This window comes from Embleya australiensis (assembly GCF_051903075.1).
Taxonomy (GTDB): Bacteria; Actinomycetota; Actinomycetes; order Streptomycetales; family Streptomycetaceae; genus Embleya.
This window is the reverse complement of the sequence record NZ_CP182422.1, coordinates 4,505,882-4,523,397: the sequence shown is the minus strand read 5'-3', so window position 1 is coordinate 4,523,397 and position 17,516 is coordinate 4,505,882. Positions and strand designations below refer to the sequence as shown.

Below are 17,516 nucleotides of genomic sequence, written 5' to 3'. Positions count from 1 at the left end.
GGCCCGGGCGGTTGGGACCTCGCGAGCGGGGACCGGTGCGTCCGGGTCGGCTCGGGCGCCGGAGGCTGGGCACCGGGCGTGAGCGGGCTGCGGGCTGCGGTAGGCGCCGGGTGGTGGGGACCTCGCGAGCAGGGGGCAGCGTAGGGGCCGGTTGGGTGCCGGGTTGCGTGCGGGGCCTCGGTGGGCTGCGGGCTTTTGTGCGGGCCCGGGGGCGGCGGAACCTTGCGGTCGGGGACCGGTGCGTCCGGGTCGGCTCGGGCGTCGGGAACTGGGCGGCCGGACGTGAGCGGGCTGTGGGCTTTGGTGGGCACCGGGCGCTTGGGGCCTCGCGAGCGGGCAGCGCGAGGGCGGTCGGGTGCCGAGGTTGGGTGCAGGCTGTGGGTGGACCGCGGGCTTTTGTGCGAGCTCCGGGTCGGCTCGGGCGCCGGGCGGTGGGGACCTCGCGGGCCGGGGGCGGCGCGGAGGGTTGGTTGGGTGCGCCGAGGTTGGGTGCGGGCTTTGTGCGGACGCGGGGGCGGCGGAGGCTCGCGTTCGGTTGAGTGGGCTGTGGGGTTTGGTGGGTGCGCCGGGGTTGGGGTCGGGGTGGGTCAGAGCTTGGCGTTGATTAGGACTGGTTCGTTGGTCAAGGTGATGCCGAAGGTTTTTGCTACGCCGTCGCGGACCTCTCGGGCCAGGGTGAGGAGGTCTTCCGTGGTGGCTTTGCCGCGGTTGGTCAGGGCCAGGGTGTGTTTGGTGGAGATGCGGGCTCTGCCCTCGCCGTAGCCCTTGGTGAAGCCTGCCCGTTCGATCAGCCAGGCCGCGGAGGTCTTCACGTGGTCGGCGCCGGACGGGTAGCGGGGCGGAATGACGTCGGGGCCCAGGTGGCGGGCGACGCGCGCGGTGAGGTCGGCGAAGGCATCGTGGGTCAGGATCGGGTTGGTGAAGAAGGAGCCCGCGCTCCAGGTGTCGTGGTCGGCGGCGTCGAGGACCATGCCCTTGCCGCGACGCAGTTCGAGTACGGCGGCGCGGGCGGCGGCCGGCGCGACCCGCTCCCCCGGCTCGACGCCGAGCACGCGGGCCAGTTCGGCGTAGCGGATCGGGGCCGAGCGGCCGTCGTCGTCGTGCAGCCGGAAGTGCACCCGCAGCACCACGAAGCGGTCGTCGCCTTTGAACACGCTGTGCCGGTAGGTGAAGCGGCAGTCGGCGGCGGTGAGCGTGCGCGGGCGGCGTTCGGTGCGGTCGTAGACCTCGACGGAGGTGATCGTCTCGGCGACCTCCTGGCCGTACGCTCCGACGTTTTGCACCGGGGTGGCGCCCGCGCTGCCGGGGATGCCCGCGAGGCATTCGATGCCGGACAGGCCCGCGTCGACCGCGGCGGTGACCACGTCGTCCCACGGCACGCCGGCGTCCACGCTCAGCGCGGTGCCGTCGACGCGGAGGCCCGTGGTGGCGATCCGCAGCACGTCGCCGGCGAAGCCGTCGTCGCCGACGACCAGGTTGCTGCCGCCGCCGAGCACGAGCAGCGGGATGCCCTGCTCGTCGGCGGCACGGACGATCGCCAGGACCGCGTCGGTGGTCGTGGCCGTGTGGAGCCGACGGGCCGGGCCGCCGAGGCGGAGGGTGGTCAGGGCGGCGAGGGGCGCGTCGATTTCAGGCTGCACCGTTGGATTCTCGCATCACCCGCCCGGCGCCGGGCTCGGGCCGGCCGCCCCGGGGCTCCGGGCACACCCGGCGCCTCGGGCCGAGGCCGGCCGCATCACGGCTGCCGGCACGCTCGGCGCCGGGGCTCGGCTCGGCCGCGTCGCGGCTGCCGGCACGCTCGGTGTCTGGGGCCGGGGTCGAGCGGGCCGCGGCTCCGGGCGCTCCCCGGCGCCTGGGCTCAGGCCAGTTGCACGATGGCTCTGGGGACGCCCAGGACCTTGGCGCCGGCGGCGGTGACCACGAGGTCCACGCGGGCCCGGCGGTCGTCCAGGAGTACCGCGACCTTGCCGGTGACCTCGATGGTCGCGCCCTCGACGCTGTCCGGGACCACGACCGGCTTGGTGAAGCGCACGCCGAATTCGACCAGCGCGCCCGGGTCGCCCAGCCAGTCGGTGACCACGCGGGCGGCCTCGGCCATGGTGAACATCCCGTGCGCGATCACGTCGGGCAGGCCGACGTCGGTGGCGAACCGGCCGTTCCAGTGGATCGGGTTGAAGTCGCCCGACGCGCCCGCGTAGCGGACCAGGGTCTCCCGGGTGACCGGGAAGCTGCGCGTGGGCAGTTCGGTGCCGACCGCGACGTCGTCGAAGGAGATCTTGGCGGTCATGGTCAGCCCTCCGATTCGTCGGCGGCGCGGGCCACCAGGCTCGACAGCGCGGTGACGACGTGCTCGCCCTCCACGGTCCTGACTTCGGCGCGGGTGGTGAGGACGTCGTTGCCCGCGAGGGTCTTGATGTCGTCCACGGTGGTCACCACGGTCAGTCGGTCGCCGGCGCGGACCGGTCGGGTGTACGTGAACTTCTGGTCGCGGTGCACCACACGCGAGTAGTCCAGGCCCAGTTCGGGGTCATACACGACCTGGTCCGCGGCGCGCATCGTGACCACGATCGCGAAGGTCGGCGGCGCGATCACGTCGGGGTGGCCGAGCGCCTTGGCCGCCTCGGGGTCGTTGTACGCGGGATCGGGGTCACCGATCGCGGCGGCGAACTCGCGGATCTTCTCCCGACCCACCTCGTACGGCTCGGTGGGCGGGTAGGTCCGCCCGATGAACTTCGCGTCCAGCGGCATGAAGCGGTTCTCCCTGGTGGAGGCGGCGGTGGCCGGCGAGCCGGCGGGGCAACGCTGCGGAGAATACGACAACGAGGCCACCCCCTCGTGGGGAGTGGCCTCGTCGGTGTCGGAGTGCGAAACGCCTAGCGGGTTTCGCGGTGCGCGGTGTGCGCGTTGCAGCGGGGGCAGTGCTTCTTCATCTCAAGACGGTCCGGGTCGTTGCGCCGGTTCTTCTTGGTGATGTAGTTCCGCTCCTTGCACTCCACGCAGGCCAGCGTGATCTTCGGGCGGACGTCGGTGGCAGCCACTGGAGTGCCTTCCTTGCGGTCAGGGGTGAATACAGCAAAAGCAGCCGATGCGGAGTCTCCCCCGAATCGGCTCGCTTGGTAGCGGCGACCGGACTTGAACCGGTGACACAGCGATTATGAGCCGCTTGCTCTACCGTCTGAGCTACGCCGCCTCGACGAGGCCCCCACCTGTTGCCAGGCGGGGATCCCATCGTCTGAGCCCCAATACGGAATCGAACCGTAGACCTTCTCCTTACCATGGAGACGCTCTACCGACTGAGCTATTGGGGCGAGCAGGAAAACCATACACGCTGCCCGACACCGATCGGAAATCGATTGGCGCAATGCCCCCTGCCTCAGCTCTCGGTGGACCAAACAGCCCTGGTCAGAGCCCCTTCGACGGTTTGCGCGTACACGGCCGCGGCCAGCCACGCAGCGGACAAAAGGTCGTTGTCGCCCGCGCGAAGACGCCCGAAAACATCCCGTTCGCGGCCCGCCGCGGCGTGCGTCAGACGTTCCACGAGCAGTGCCCCCGTGGCCAGCCCCACCCGGCGCAGTCGGGCGGTGTCGCCGGCGGTGGAGCCGGCCAGGGCCAGGACGGGACGGCCGCCGCTGATCGCGCGTTCGACGTGACGGTGCATCAGGTAGAGCGGGGCGGGCGGGGGTTCCTCGGCCGCGCCGGGTACGGACGGGGTCGGGTCGGCGGCGGGCAGGTCGGCACGGTGCAGGCGCTCCAGGCCCAGGTCGATCCGGCCCAGGCGGTCCTCGGCGAGCCGCAGGGTCGGGCCGTCGCCGGGCGCGACGCCGACCGCGAGCGGCCGGATCGCCCGGTCGGCGCCGGGTTCGAGGCGGCCGACCACGCGCAGGCGCAGTCCGGGGCGGTCGGCGAGCAGGCGCAGGTTGTCCCGGTAGGCGAAGACGGGGTCGGCGTGCGCGACGAGCAGGTGTACGGACTGCCCGGCGCATTCGGCGAGCAGGCGGTCCCGGGCGCCGGGGGTGGTGCCGAGCACGGTGACGTCGAGGAAGAGCAGGTCGGCGCCGGCGGGGCGGTCGTCGGGGGGCAGGTCGCGGTGGCCCACGATCCGGTCGATCTGGGCGGACAGCGGCGTCTCCCACAGGGCGCGCAGCGGTTCGTCGGTCCAGGCCGCGCCGCTCGCGCGTGCGGCGCGGACGGCCTGGCCGGCGCCGAGCCGACCGTTGGCGGAGACGGTGGCACCGGAGACGACGAGGCCGGCGCGGGTGAGCGCGACCGGGTCGATCGAGGTGTCGCCGAGCCGGATCGCGCGGCCGGCGGCGCCGATCGCCCGGTCGGCGCCGCCGGGGGCGACGTCGCCGATGGTGCGCAGGGTGCCTGCGGGGTCGACCGTGGTGGTGACCGCGCCGGCGAACCCCCGGGCGGTCAGGACGGGTTCGGTGAACAGGCCGTACAGGCGCAGCGAGCCGGCCGGGGCGTAGGCGCGGCGGGAGGTGCCGCGCAGGAGGTCGAGGGACTGCGGGTAGGTCGCCGCCGGGGTGCGCAACGCGTGGGCCACGTCGAGCAGTTCGCGCATGGCGGCGACGAGGTCGGCGAGTCGGTACGCGGGGTCGCGGTCGCGGGCGGCGCGCAGGCCGGTGGCAACCGTGACGGCCGCGGCGGCGGCGCGGTGCAGGCCGGCGAGGCGGGCGGTGTGCGCGGCGCGGAGCAGGCCGGCCTGGAGTACGGCGCCGGCGCCGTCGACACCGGCGTCGACGATCTCGGCGCCGGCGGTCCAGAGGGCGTCGGCGGCGGTGCGTTCGGCGGGGGTGGACTCGGTGGGGGTGGCGGACTCGGCGGTTGCTTCGGCCGGTTCCGTGGGCTCGGTGGTGGTGGGCGCGTCGGGTGTGGCGGTTTCGTCGGGGGCTTGGGGGTCGGCCACCGGGGCCCCGGCGGCGGCTGCGGCGCGGTGTACGCAGGCGGGGGCCAGCAGGCAGCTGCAGCGCAGGTCGGCGGTGGTGGTGACGGCTCCGGTGGGGATGTACAGGGTCAGTTCGGCGTCCTCGCCGACGGTGATCCGCACCGTGTCGCCGTCGTGTTCGATCGGGCAGGCGGCGAGTTTGCCGATCGCGGCGTCGAGGCGTTTGCGCAGGCGCGGGGTGAGTGCTTCGACGATGTCGGCGGTGACGTCGGGGGCGACCGGTGGGAGGCCCTGCGTGCTCATCGGACCTTCTCTCCGACCCAGCGGGCCAGTTCGGTGGGGCTCAGCGCGGCGACCGGCATGCCGGCGGCGACCAGTCGGCCGGCGACGGCGGTCGAGTAGCGCGGTCGGCCGGCGTCGTCCAGGCTCGCGCAGCCGAGGATGTGGCAGCCCGAGGAGGCGAGCGCGCGGACCTCGGCGAGCAGGCCGCCGATCGGATAGCCCTCCTCGAAGTCGCTGACCACGGCGATCAGGGTGCGCGAGGGCACGGTGACGAGATCGCGGGCGGCGCGCAGGCCGGCGGCGATGTGGGTGCCGCCGCCGACCTTGACCTCCAGGAGCAGGCCCAGGGGGTCGTGGACGTGTCCGGTGAGGTCGATGACCTCGGTGGAGAAGGTCAGGAAGTGGGTGCTCAGGGACGGGACGCCGGCCATGATCGAGGCGGTGAGCGCGGACCAGATGGTCGACGCCTCCATCGAGCCGGACACGTCGACCACCAGGATCAGCCGCCAGTCGTTGCTGCGGCTCGCACGGGTGCGGAAGATCGGCTTCTCCGGCACCACGAGCACCGAGCCGTCGGCGGCGCGGCGGGCGGTGGTGAGGTTGGCCCGCAGGGTGCGTGGCAGGTCGAGCGCGCCGCCGGGGCGGCGGGTGGGCCTGGGGGTGGTGATGCCGGTGAGCGCGGGGCGCAGCCGGGTGGCGAGTTCGCGGGCGAGTTCGGCGACGATGCGGGCGATCAGCGGGCGGAGGAGGGCGAGTTTGCTCTCCGGGAGGCCGCCGGCGTGGGTCAGGACGGTCTTGAGCAGGTCGACGGAGGGGCGGGCGGCGGCGGGGTCGAGGTGGGTGAGCACATCGGTGCGGCCCGCTGACGCGGCGGCGGCCAGAACCTCCTCGCGGACGGCCGGGCCGAAGAGGGCGATCAGGTCCTCGGACCATTCCCGGACGCCGGGGTAGGGGGCTTCGCGGCCCGCGCCCGGGGCGTCGCCGAGGTCGCTGCGGGAGCCTTCGCCGTGGCCGGTGCCGTATAGCTCGTCGAGCGCGCGGGCCATGCCGGATGCCTTTGGGGGGAGGCGGTCGGATTGGCGGCCGAGGATGAGTTTCCAGCGTTGGGCGGGGGGGAGGTCGTGGATTTTTGCCCACCCGCCCACCCGTTCAGCGAGACCCGCAGGCTGCGGATTTACGGCATCGGCCGAGCCGGATCGGCCTCGCGGCCGCCCGTCGGGAGCGGGAGGGACTGCGGCGGGCGCGGGGTTCGCGGGCTGCGGATCCACGGCGTGGGCCGGGCCGGATCGATCCTGCGGACCACCATCGGCGGGAGCCGGGGCGAGGGCGGGGTTCAGGGGTTGCGGAGCCACGGCGTCGGGCTGGACGGATTGGTCTCGCGGAACGCCGGCGGAAGTGGAAGAGGCCGGGGCCGCCACGGGGTTCGTGGGCTGCGGATTCACCGCCTTGGCCGGGGCGGATCGGTCCTGCTGACCACCATCGGCGGGAGCCGGGGCGAGGGTGGGATTCGGGGGCTGCGGAGCCACGGCGTCGGGCTGGACGGATTGGTCTCGCGGAACGCCGGCGGAAGTGGAAGAGGCCGGGGCCGCCGCGGGGTTCGTGGGCTGCGGATTCACCGCCTTGGCCGGGGCGGATCGGTCCTGCGGAACACCGGCGGGGGGAGCCGGGGCGAGGGTGGGGTTCGCGGGCTGCGGATCCACGGCGTGGGCCGGGGCGGATTGGTCTTGCGGAACGCCGGCGGCGGGGGCCGGGGCGAGGGTGGGATTCGGGGGCTGCGGAGCCACGGCGTCGGGCTGGGCGGACCGGCCCTGGGGGGCGGCGGTGGGGGTCGTGGGCTGCGGGTTTGGCGTGTCGGGCTGGGTTTGTGGGCCGCCGGTGGGCGGGGTGGGGCTGGGAGGTGAGGGCTGGGGTTTTTCGGCGTCGGCGCGGACCGATTGGGCTCGCGTCCCGCTGGAAGCGGCGGAGGTGGCGTTCGTGGGCTGCGGCTTTGTCGTGCCCATGGTCGGGGTGGGGTTGTGGGGCGTGGAGGGTGCCAAGAGGGCTCGTTGGAGTAGGGCTGATTTGGCTGTCAGGTCGGTGCTGGTCCATAGGGCCAGGGTGATGGGGTCCGCGTCGGTGTCGACTCGGTCGCCCAAGTGGTCGGCCAGGGTGGCCAGGACTCGGTCTCGGGCGGCGGGGGTCAGGGTGTCGAAGCCGCCTCTCAGGGCCGGGAGACGGTCCAGGAAGGGGCGGTCGGGGAGGGTGTCGACGCGGTCCAGGAGGGGGGTGAGGATCGGGCCGCCCGCCTGGAGGAGGGGGCCGGCCGCGGTGAGCAGGCCGGTGAGGCGGCGGGTCAGTTCGGCTCGGGTCGCCGGGGTGGTCGCGGTGTCGATCCAGGAGCCGATCCGGTCGCCGAGGGTGGTCGGGTCCTCGTGCCCGAGCAGGACCCGGACGGCGCCCGCGGCGGCGGACATCAGCGGCGAGCCGTCGGCGGCCAGGCGGGCCAGTCCGGCGGTCAGCCGGACTCCGCCGAACACGTCGGCGCGTCCGGCGAGGTCGGCCAGCGCGCGGGCGTCGGCCGGGTCGTCGGATCCGGTCAGGCCGTCGAGGTGGCGGACGGCGGCGGTGAGGAGGATGCGGGTGATCTCCTCGCCCGACCGCGACTCCGATCCCGACTCCGATCCCGAGGCCGTGGGGGCCTTTCGGTCGCCGGGCTCCGCGTACTCGTCGACCGTGACGGTCGCCGAGGCGCTCTCGGGGGCGGGGAGGCCCAGGTGGCCCTGGTGAATGCGGTCGGTGAGGACCAGGGCCGCGAGGAGGTCGGGGAGGCCGGCGATCGTGGGGAGGGACTCGGCGGTTTCGGCGAGGCGGGTCGCGGTGAGGTCCGGCAGGCCGCAGGCCGCGGCGCGTTCGAGGCCGGTGAGGATCTGGGCGGCCGTGGGGCCGCCTTCGGCGAGTTCCTGGTGGTGTTGGGCGCGGAGGGTGCCCTCGGCGGCCTGTTCCGGGGTGACGCCCCGGGCGCCGGCCGCGTCCAGCAGGGCCGCCACCGACGGCGTCCAGCGCACCCGCCAGCGGGTGGTGACCGCGTCCGCGCCGCCGGTGCCGACCACCGCGGTCGGCTCGGCGTAGGGGATGCGACAGGTCGTCAGCTGTTGCAGGAGCAGTTCCCGGCGGCGGTCGCGGTCGCTGCGCAGCGGGTCCAGACGCAGATCACGCTCCGCCGGGTCGGTCGGTCCGGGCAGGCCCAGTTCGGCGATCCGGCGCTCCACCTCGGGCCCCAGGCCGCTGCGCGGCGCGGCCGGTGACGGGCGCCCGGCCCGCGTGCCGACCAGCACCCGCTCCAGGGCGCGGGCGACCGAGCGGCCCCGACCCAGCGGCTCGCCGTGGGTGAGCACGGTCTGCGTCGCTTCGAGCAGTTCGCCGCGCCCCGCCGCCGGCAGGCCGCGCAGGTTCGCGAGGTCGCCGGCGATCCGGACGATCTCGCGCGCGTCGACCGGACCGCTGGGGTGTCCCTGGCCGCGCAGATCGGTGCAGATCCGTACCGCCGCGCCGATCAGCGCCTCGCGCAGCGCGGCGGGGTCGCCGGCCGACTCCAGGACGGACTGCTGCCACTCGGGATCGCGGATGCCGGCGGGGTAGCCGGAACGGGAGTCCAGGAGCGGGTAGGTGTACGGGATCAACGACATCGTCACGTCGGCGATGTCGCCGGCGGGCGGTTCCGCGTCGCCGTCGAGCAGGGCCGGTGCGTGGAACGCGCCGAGCACCACGGTGACCCGCGTCGCCCCGGCTTCCTCGGCCGCGCGCAGCGTGGACCGCATCCACGCCTCGCGGCGCAGGTCGACCGGGTCGACGCCGCCCGTGTCGCGGCGCAGCGCCCAGCCGACGGTGAGCGCGGCGCGGCGGATCGCCTCGGCGGACGAGCCGGGCGCGGTGGCCTCGACCAGCCGGTCCCACAGGTCGTCCCCGGCCCGGCCGGTGAGCCGGTCGCGCAGCGCCGCGTGCAGCCCGCCGCCCCGCGCGCCGGTGTCCCCCGCGTCCGCCCCCGGGCCGGCCGCCCGGTCCCACCCGGGGTGGCCCAGCGGCAGGTCGCACGGGATCGCCGGCACGCCGTTGCGCGCGGCCCAGCGCAGCGCGGCCAGTTCCGGCGAGAAGTCGGCGAAGGGGTAGAAGCCGAGCCCGTGCGGTCCGGTCCCGGCCAGCGCGATCGGCGCCCGGGTGTCCTCGTGCGCGAGCCACTCCAACCAGGGCGCGGCCTCGTGCGGCAGTTCGACGAGCAGCACGTCGGGCCGGGCCTCGTCGAGCAGCGCCGGCACCGCGGCGGCGAGCGAGGGCGCGTGGTGGCGCACGCCGATCAGGTGGGGCCGCCGGGACGCGGCAAGGCGCGCGGCGGCCGGACGGGCCTCGTCGTTGGGCCCGTCCGTACGTATGGTCGACACCTCGTCAGCCCTCCAGGACTCCGCGCAGGTCCCACAGGGTGCGCCAGGTGGCCGAGCCGTGTTCGGCCCGTCGGCGCACCGCCGCGTCCCAGTAGGACAGCAGCCGGGCCGCGTCGGCCGGGTCGTCCTTCTTCGCGACGCCGAGCAGGTGTCCCGGCAGCAGGCTCAGCACGTCCCGGTCGCCCGGGAAGTAGGCCGCGGCCAGCGCGAGCGAGGAGGCGACCGAGACCGCCTCGGCGGTGCTCAGCACGGTGGACGGGCGTTCGATCTCCCAACCCTCGGCGGAGCGGCCGGTGCGCAGGTCGCGGAACGCGGTGACCAGCACCTCCAGGACCGTGTCGTCGACGGCGTACGCCGTCCCGGTCCGCTCCACCGCGGCCTTGGCCTGCCGACGCACCAGCGCGGTCTCCGCGTCGTGGTCGCCGATCGGGCCGACCGTCTCGAAGTTGAACCGGCGCTTGAGCGCGGCGGACATCTCCGAGACGCCCCGGTCGCGCAGGTTCGCGGTGGCGATCAGGGTGAAGCCGGGCGCGGCGTGTACCTGCGCGTCGGGGCCGCCCGCGAGTTCGGGAACCGCGATCCGCCGTTCCGAGAGCAGCGACACCAGCGCGTCCTGCACCTCGGGCAGGCAGCGGGTGACCTCCTCGATCCGGGCCACCGCGCCCGTGGTCATCGCGGTGAGCACCGGCGAGGGCACCAGGGCGCCGCGGCTGGGGCCCTGGGCGAGCAGCAGCGCGTAGTTCCAGCCGTACTTGAGCTGGTCCTCGGTGGTGCCCGCGGTGCCCTGCACGGTGAGCCCGCTGGTGCCGCAGACGGCGGCGGCGAGCAGTTCGGACAACATCGACTTGGCGGTGCCGGGCTCGCCCACCAGGAGCAGGCCGCGTTCGCCGGCGAGGGTGACCACGCAGCGCTCGACGAGGGCGCGTTCCCCGACGAACTTGGCGCCGATGGTCAGGGCGCGGGGCAGGCCCTCGACCGGTTCGGGCAGCTTGAGTTCGTCACCGCTGCCCATCACGAAGGTGACCACGGCGCGCGGGGTCAGCCGCCAGGCCGGCGGGCGCGGGCCCCGGTCGTAGGCGGCCAGGAACGCCAGTTCCCGGGCGTACAGGTCCTCGGGCGGGTGTATCTGGCGTGCCCCGGCGGCGGGTTCGGTTGCGGTTGCCATCAGCGGCGGCCCTTCCGGGTGGTGCGGGTGACGAGTTCCTCGAAGCCTGGCGCATCACCGTCCTGCACGCGCCGCCAGGCCCGGTGGAACAGTTCGGGCACGGGCAGGTCGGGCACGATCATGCCCTGACCGGGCTTCGGGTAGAGCCCCTCCTTCCAGACCTCCAGGGGCAGTGCGGGGCTCTTCAGCGCGTTCCAGCCGCCCGGCAGGAAGAGGGTGCGGCCGGCCCGGGCCCGCTTGGCCTCCAGGACCAGGTCGGTGCCGGCGAGTTCGGTCCGGGCCTTCTTCAGCCGCGCGGGCTTCCAGCCGGTCCAGCGGGCGACCTGACGATCCGTCGGGTCCGGCAGGGCGAGCAACTGGAGGTACAGCACGGCGGCGTCCTCGCCGATGCCGTGCGTCTTGGCGACCTCGGCGACCAGCTCGGGCACCGAGTGGCTCGGGTCCTGCGGGACGCCGGGCGGGCCGTCGGCGCGCAGGAGCGTCTCGAAGGCGGGGTCGAGGATGCGGCGGAAGGCGGCGAAGGCGACGGACTTCGCCTCGCCGCGCAGCGCGATCAGCCGGTCGAACCACGGGTCGTCGACCCCGGTGAAGCCGGCGGTGCGCACCAGGGTGAACTCGTTGTCGGTGTACCAGGGGCGCAACCAGAAGCGGTCCTCGATCCGGAGCACACCGTCGGGGTCGGTGCCGCCGGTGGCGGGCAGTCCGGCCGCCTCGCGCAACAGGGTGGAGGTGGCGCCGCGTTCGGCGTACTCGACGTCCAGGTCGACCACCAGGCCCGGGTCGGCCACCCGCTTGCGCAGCAGGTCGAGCACGCGCGGCAGCTGCGGGCGCAGCGGATCGCCGTAGGGCAGCCGGTAGGCCAGCCAGGCGAGCGCGGTCACGGTCTGGCCGAGCGTGTGGCCGGCGGGCACGGCCGCGGGGTCGGAGGCGACGAGGTTGCCGTCCTTGTCGACGCTGTGGGTGGAAGTACCGGTGATCCACCGCTGGGATTCGGGGGTGAGGACGTACTCGAACGCGGCGGCGGCGATGCCCCGGACGTCCGCCGCGACCTCCTCGGGCAGCCGCAACACCCGCCCGAAGGCGGCCTCCCAGGCGCGGCTGCAGGCCGCGATGTCCCACCCGGTCGTCCACAGGGCGGCGACGTCCTCGGGCCGCTCGGGTACCAGCGCGCCCTGGACGCCGACGCGCGCCACGCGGTCGAGTCGGTCCAATTGCTCGCGGGCGCTGGTCGCCTCGGCCGCCTTGAGGCCGAGCACCGCCCGTCGGTCCTTGTCCATGTCGCCCGCGACCAGCCCGGCGAGCAGCACGCTCGCCTCGGCGCGGCCCAATCCGGTGCCCTCGGTCAGGGCCGACACCGCTTCCGGTCGCCACGGGACCGGGCCGTGGGCACGAATGCCCTCGACGACGGCGGCGACCCGCTCGGGGGACATCGGCTCGCGGTAGCGGTGTTCCTCGTGCGTCGTGAAGCCGTCGACCGCCTCGAACCGGCCCGACGGGTCGTGGTCGAGCGCGAGCCAGTGCTGCGTGTCGTTGCCGTAGGTGTACTGGCTGTCCAGGACGATCACGGTGCGGTCGGCGCGGCGCAGGACCTGTCCGATGCGCTTGCGTTCCTTCTTCTTGCCGGAGGGCTCGCACAACACGACCCGGCGCAGCGTCCCGGCGGGGGTACCCAGCGGGCCGACGGCGAGCGCCTCCAGGAGCAGCAGCAGCGAGGCGCGCTGTGTGTCGGACGTGAGCGGCGACAGGGCACGGGCGACCATCGCGGCGCGGTGGTCGAGCAGGTCGTGCCAGGCGGCCACGTGGGGTTCCCGCAGCCTCTCGGGTTCGGTGGTCCACTCGGCCGGGCCGTCGGTACGCGCCAGCGCGGCGGACACCGCGGTGATGTGTTCGAACGTGGTCCAGGTGCCCTGGCCCTGGTTTCCGTAGTAGCGGCAGCCGACGCCCGCGATGCCGGCCACCGCCGAGCACAATTCGTTGTCCCGGCCGTGCTCGGGGCCGGTGGGCACCGCGCGGAGCCGCTGCTCCTTGTGCTTCACCTTGCCGAAGTCGCGCAGCCGCTCGGCGAGTCGGGCGGTCTCCCCGGCCAGCGAGGCGACGCCGCGGACCAGGCCGGCGTGGGCGATGGCGGGCAGCAGCCGGCGCACCGGTGCGGTCCGGATGGTGTCCGGCTTGGCGGGCTTGTTCGTCGACGCCTTCTTGGCGGCCTCGTACTCGGCCCGGGCGCGCTCGCGGTCCGCGCGCACCTCCTCGACCAGTGCGCCGGCCTGCTCGTGGGTGATCGCGCGCAGCGCCAGCGAGCCGGCCTCGTCGCGCGGTCGCAGCGCGTGCCAGAACGCGGGCGACGGCACCACCCGGGTGCCGGCGGCCAGTCCGGAGCCGGACCCGCAGTCGCCGAGCAGCACACCCTCGTGCCACAGCGTCACGGCGCCGTTGTTCCGGGCGACCGCCGTGGGGGCCGCGCCGCCGGGCAGGCGCAGCGCGCCGATCGGAACCTCCAGCGGACGCTGGTCCCAGTGCCGCCGGCCGCGCACGGGCACGGTCACGGTGCGGCCGTCGACCGAGCCGGCGGTGACGGTGTCGCCGTCGATCCGCACCCAACGGCCCACGAGCGTGCCGTCGGTGCCCAACGGGGTCTGCTCCAGGCCGGGCAGCAGCGGCAACAACTCGCACGCGTCGGGCACCAGCGAGCCGCCGTCGGCGACCGCCGCGGCGAACGGGGCGGGCAGCGAGGCGCGGCCGTGGATGCCGGTGGCCGGGTCGAACTCGGTCCACTTGCGGTCCGATCGCTCGTAGTCGAGCGACCAGTGCGTGGTGCCGTCGGTGAGCACACCGCGGCGCACGGGCAGCTTGGTGTCACCGGCGTACAGCGGCCGGCCGCCGGTGGTCACCCCGCCGCCGGGCAGCGCGAGGGAGAGCATGGCGCCGGCGGAGCCGCTGTTCGGCGATCCGCCGAGCAGGAACGTCTCGGTCGGGCGCGCGGACCAGTAGCCCTCCCATTCGTAGTCGGTGTTGTACCAGGCGACCAGGAGTTGTCCGTCGACGTAGAGGTACTGGGTGCGCTGCCAGTTGGTGCGGTCCTTGGGCACGTGCGGTTCGTGGTCGAGCAGGATGCCCTCGGGGCCGACCACGAGCGCGCGCTTGTCGGTGGAGAGCACGAGCGCGGGCCAGGCCTCGTCGATCCGGATGTCGCCCTTGCGGCCGAGCAGTTCGACGGCCTCGTCGAGCGCGGGCCAGCCGAGTTCGTCGTAGACGCCGGCGCGCAGCGTGGTCGCGAGCAGCGCGATCGCGTCGAACGCGCGGACGCGGGCGACCAGGTCGGGGGTCACGTCCTCGACCACGCCGCGGAATCCGTCGAGCAGCGTGAGTTCGCGCTCGGCGTCGGGCAGGCCGGCGGCGGAGGTGAGCCGTTCGCCCATCTCGGTGAGTCGGCGGGCAAGCACGGGGCGCAGCACGGGGTGGGCGGCGGTGGCCGGCTGATGCTTGGCGTTCAGGCCGCCGACGGCGATCAGGAGCAGGGCCTGGAATCGTTCGTCGGCGGCGACGGCGGCCAGCTCGCGCCGGCCCTCGGCCTCGTCGTCCCACCACTCGCCCAGGCCGAACGTGCACTTCGGGTCCGGGTCGGTCACGGGTATGCGCTCGGCCAGGGCCAGGTCCAGCAGGTCCAGGTCGACGCCGGCGCGGTAGCGGTTGCCGCCGAACAGGGTGACCGGTACCGCCTCGGCGCGCAGCTTGTCGGCTATCCGCGCGACCAGCGCGGCGGTGCGCGCGCTGCGTGGGGTGTAGCCCCAGCCGCGCTGACGATGCGCGGCCCAGCGGGTGACCCACTGGGCCCGGACGCCGGGTTCGAGGTCGCCGCCGACGAGCAGGTCCAGGACGCCCGCGTCGTCGAGCAGGTCGAGCCAGAAGTCGTCGACCTCGGCGTTGGACGTCGAACCGCCGGGGGTGGGCAGGATGTCGAGGAGGCGGGCCCGCGACTCGGGTTCGGCGCCGGCCAGTGCCGCGATCGGGGCGCGGTTGACCTTCCAGAAGGACAGCGGCGCGCGGGCGATCGCGGGGGTGGCGAGCAGTTCGCGCAGCAGCGCGCGCTCCTCGGCGGTGTGGTCGCCGCCGGCCGCGCGGATCAGCGCGCGGGCGTCCTCGGCCAGGCCGGCGTACGGCGGCATGCCCGCGGTGCAGCGCTCGACCGCCAGTTGGCGGAACTGTACCCACGCCTCGGCGGGGCCGAGGCGTGCGGCGAGCGACTTGGCGTGCTCCTTGAGCGCCTTGGCTGTCAGCGCGCCGGCGAAGGCGAACTCCAGGAAGACCGCGCGCAGCCGCTCCTCCTCGATCGCCAGGTTGTGCACCCGCTCGGCCTCGCGGGCCTTGCCGAAGAACGCGGACGCGTAGGTCTTGTTGTCGTGCTTGAGGAAGATCCGCGCGGCCTGCTCGTGGAAGGTGGGCAGGAAGTGCGGTACGGCCCGGCCGAGGCGAATCGCGAGCTGGTCGAAGCCGTCCTTGGCCGCGCCGGGCTTGGTCTTGGCCTGCCGGTCCAGGCGTTCGATGTCGCGGACCAGGGCCAGTGCGTGGTGTCCGTTCGCCGGGTCGTTGACCAGTGCCCAGGCGGGGAAGCCGAGCGCCTCGCGGCGGACCTGGCCGACCTCGGGGGCGTCCGCCTCGCGGGTCAGCCCCAGGAAGCCGAGCGCCAGGTCCTCGGCCTCGCCCAGGGTGCCCGGGACCAGCCGGACGATCGGGCGGTCGCCGAACGCCGGGTGCAGGTAGGTGCGCACGGTGAGCGTGTCGATGTCGTCGCCGGCGAGGGTGCCGACGGGCAGGACGGCGCCGGCGTCCAGCAGGACGCGCGACGGGTCGGGGGCGGTGCCCGTGCCGGTGGTGTTCATGCCGCGTCCTCCGTGGTTTCGATCGTGCGGCCCGCGTACAGCGCGGCGCCCATCCGCATGCCCTCCGACCAGGCCACCGGCGGCACCCGGTCGAGGGTCAGCGTGGCGCCGTCCTCGGTCCAGGCGACCGAGCCGGTCTCGGTCGAGTCGTAGCCGTCGTAGTCGCCCAGCCACATCCGCGCCTCGATCTCGCGGCCGCCGTCGAGCACGGCGCACACGGCCTGGCCGCCGCGCACCTGGTAGCCCAGCTGGGTGGCCCGGCCGATCAAAAAGCGCAGCTGGTCGTAGCGTCCGCCGGCGAATTCCTCCACGCCGGTGCGGGCGGCGTCCACGTCGGCGGGGCGGTGCCACACCTCGCGGTAGAGCTGCTGGACGCGCTGCTCGACGCCGAGTTCGACGGCGAATTCGCGCAGGTCGTCGAGGTCGTCGAGGAGTACGGGGTGCGGGATGCGGATGGTTTGCGCGTCGAGGTAGACGGTGTCGCCGTCGGGGTCGACGATGCCGACGCCGCGCTCGGGGTCCGCGCCGCGCAGGAATCCGGCCACCGCGCCGTCCTCGCCGGTGGTGACCACGAGGTCGCGCAACACCCGCTGCCAGGCGGGATCCGGCCACACCCGGGCCAACACCGCGACCGGGACCGGGAGCGAGCCGATCATCCAGCGCTCCACCGCGTCCAGGCAGGCCCGATCGTGCCGATCCAGCCACTCGACGAGCTGGCGCAGGCCCACCACGGCCGGATCGTCGGCGAGTTTCCCGGGCACCGACTTCAGTTGCCGCCCCTTGGCGTTGCGGCACACCACCTTGCCGTCTTCCAAGGCGACCTCATAGTCGCCCGCCCGGATCCATCCCACGATCGTTCCCCTCCACGCATGTGTGCGAATGTCGGTGACAACCCGTCAACTGCCCAGCGGCACAAGGCGCTCGGCGCCCGTGATCAGGTTGGCGGGAACGTTAGCCGTCGATTCCGACAGCGCCGTCACCCGTCAGGATGAAACACCGCGCGAAACGACATTCGATGGCCGAAAAGTACGCCCCGTAGGGAAATTCGCGGGAGCGGGTCGGCTAACTTGCGGGGAATGACCGTGCCCGCCGTGCCTCGTGGACTGCGCAGCCTGATTCCCGGCCCCGGCCCGGAGGGGATTCCGGACGACGCGGGGCGACCCGCGACCGGCCCCGCCGAGGCCGCCGGACCCCCGGCCGGGTCGCCACCGATCGCGGCCAGGACCCGCTCGATGCTGGACGGCCTCGCGCCTGTGCCGGTGCCGCGCGCGGTCGCCGAGGCGTCGGCGGACGTGTTGTGCGCGTTGGCCGCGAGCGCGCCGGCGGAGTTGGCACAGGTGGCCCACGAACTGGCCGGTCGACTGCGGGTCGCCGCCCGCTAGGCCCTGTCCGGCGGGGCGGCTCCGCCCGTTCGGACGTGTCGCCGTATCCCCCGGCGCCTTGGCGCGTTGTTCAGGATCCACCCGCCGAGGGTGGGACCTGTACGCACCGAAAGGACCGACTCAACATGTCGCGTATCGCCAAGGCCGCTGTCCTGACCGCCACCGTGGGCGCCGCTCTCGCCGGTGCCGCCGGCCCCGCCATGGCCAGCGCCGAGGCCGACGGCGCGGCGGTCGGCTCGCCCGGCGTGCTGTCCGGCAACAACATCCAGATCCCGGTGCACATCCCGGTCAACGTGTGCGGCAACACCATCAACATCATCGCGGCGCTCAACCCGACGTTCGGCAACGTCTGCGTCAACGGCGGCTGAACCGACGCCTCGGCCCCGCCCGGCGCGTGTTTTCGCGCGCCGGGCGGGGCCGTTGCCTTGTGTGCCCGCGATCGGGGGGACCGTGGGCCGCGGCGCCCGCCGAGGGACCCGGACGGTGGGTGTGCTCGCGCGGGGG

Annotated in this window: 11 protein-coding genes and 2 tRNA genes; 2 read left to right on the top strand and 11 right to left on the bottom strand. The window is 74.4% G+C overall.

The features are described 5' to 3' along the window. Window positions 1-587: 587 nt before the first annotated feature. The 11 genes from ACMXN5_RS19625 to ACMXN5_RS19575 all read right to left on the bottom strand — a co-directional run bounded on the left by ACMXN5_RS19625 (window position 588) and on the right by ACMXN5_RS19575 (window position 16,481). Window positions 588-1,640, bottom strand: a complete 1,053-nt coding sequence (locus ACMXN5_RS19625) for a UDP-N-acetylmuramate dehydrogenase (protein WP_439676345.1) — start codon at window positions 1,638-1,640, stop codon at window positions 588-590. A 218-nt stretch (window positions 1,641-1,858) separates the two neighbouring features. Further along, complete coding sequence (locus tag ACMXN5_RS19620; protein ID WP_395787264.1) at window positions 1,859-2,287, bottom strand: MaoC family dehydratase; 429 nt, start codon at window positions 2,285-2,287, stop codon at window positions 1,859-1,861. A gap of 2 nt (window positions 2,288-2,289) precedes the next feature. Then, the gene (locus ACMXN5_RS19615; RefSeq protein ID WP_395788615.1) at window positions 2,290-2,748 is read right to left on the bottom strand and encodes an FAS1-like dehydratase domain-containing protein; all 459 of its coding nucleotides are present in this window, start codon (window positions 2,746-2,748) and stop codon (window positions 2,290-2,292) included. A 125-nt stretch (window positions 2,749-2,873) separates the two neighbouring features. Next, a complete protein-coding gene (gene rpmG / locus ACMXN5_RS19610) occupies window positions 2,874-3,038 on the bottom strand; it encodes a 50S ribosomal protein L33 (protein ID WP_004571794.1) in 165 nt (54 codons plus the stop codon). Window positions 3,039-3,114: 76 nt separating this feature from the next. Further along, a tRNA-Met gene (locus ACMXN5_RS19605) sits at window positions 3,115-3,190 on the bottom strand. Between the two features lie 45 nt (window positions 3,191-3,235). After that, a tRNA-Thr gene (locus tag ACMXN5_RS19600) sits at window positions 3,236-3,308 on the bottom strand. 65 nt (window positions 3,309-3,373) lie between these two features. Then, window positions 3,374-5,194, bottom strand: coding sequence for a hypothetical protein (locus ACMXN5_RS19595; protein WP_439676344.1), 1,821 nt, complete (start codon window positions 5,192-5,194; stop codon window positions 3,374-3,376). Further along, complete coding sequence (locus ACMXN5_RS19590) at window positions 5,191-9,588, bottom strand: DUF5682 family protein (RefSeq protein ID WP_439676343.1); 4,398 nt, start codon at window positions 9,586-9,588, stop codon at window positions 5,191-5,193. The genes ACMXN5_RS19595 and ACMXN5_RS19590 overlap by 4 nt, the downstream gene beginning before the upstream one ends. A gap of 4 nt (window positions 9,589-9,592) precedes the next feature. After that, window positions 9,593-10,753 (bottom strand): ATP-binding protein, encoded by a 1,161-nt coding sequence (locus tag ACMXN5_RS19585; RefSeq protein ID WP_380005446.1) that lies wholly within the window; start codon window positions 10,751-10,753, stop codon window positions 9,593-9,595. After that, window positions 10,753-15,630: a hypothetical protein gene (locus ACMXN5_RS19580; RefSeq protein ID WP_439676342.1), complete on the bottom strand. Its 4,878-nt coding sequence runs from the start codon at window positions 15,628-15,630 to the stop codon at window positions 10,753-10,755. The genes ACMXN5_RS19585 and ACMXN5_RS19580 overlap by 1 nt, the downstream gene beginning before the upstream one ends. After that, entirely contained in the window at window positions 15,627-16,481 is an 855-nt protein-coding gene (locus tag ACMXN5_RS19575; RefSeq protein ID WP_439676341.1) for a DUF4132 domain-containing protein, read from the bottom strand. The genes ACMXN5_RS19580 and ACMXN5_RS19575 overlap by 4 nt, the downstream gene beginning before the upstream one ends. Window positions 16,482-16,706: 225 nt before the next feature. On the opposite strand from ACMXN5_RS19575, the gene ACMXN5_RS19570 reads away from it, so the two are divergent. After that, entirely contained in the window at window positions 16,707-17,012 is a 306-nt protein-coding gene (locus ACMXN5_RS19570; protein WP_439676340.1) for a hypothetical protein, read from the top strand. 125 nt (window positions 17,013-17,137) lie between these two features. Further along, entirely contained in the window at window positions 17,138-17,380 is a 243-nt protein-coding gene (locus tag ACMXN5_RS19565) for a chaplin (protein ID WP_439676339.1), read from the top strand. The last annotated feature ends 136 nt before the right edge of the window (window positions 17,381-17,516 follow it).

Bases quoted from the DNA above. Each gene is read 5' to 3' on its own strand.
- ACMXN5_RS19620 (WP_395787264.1), bottom strand. From the start codon at position 2,287: ATGACCGCCAAGATCTCCTTCGACGACGTCGCGGTCGGCACCGAACTG.
- ACMXN5_RS19615 (WP_395788615.1), bottom strand. From the start codon at position 2,748: ATGCCGCTGGACGCGAAGTTCATCGGGCGGACCTACCCGCCCACCGAG.
- ACMXN5_RS19595 (WP_439676344.1), bottom strand. From the start codon at position 5,194: ATGAGCACGCAGGGCCTCCCACCGGTCGCCCCCGACGTCACCGCCGAC.
- ACMXN5_RS19585 (WP_380005446.1), bottom strand. From the start codon at position 10,753: ATGGCAACCGCAACCGAACCCGCCGCCGGGGCACGCCAGATACACCCG.
- ACMXN5_RS19580 (WP_439676342.1), bottom strand. From the start codon at position 15,630: ATGAACACCACCGGCACGGGCACCGCCCCCGACCCGTCGCGCGTCCTG.
- ACMXN5_RS19570 (WP_439676340.1), top strand. From the start codon at position 16,707: ATGACCGTGCCCGCCGTGCCTCGTGGACTGCGCAGCCTGATTCCCGGC.
- ACMXN5_RS19565 (WP_439676339.1), top strand. From the start codon at position 17,138: ATGTCGCGTATCGCCAAGGCCGCTGTCCTGACCGCCACCGTGGGCGCC.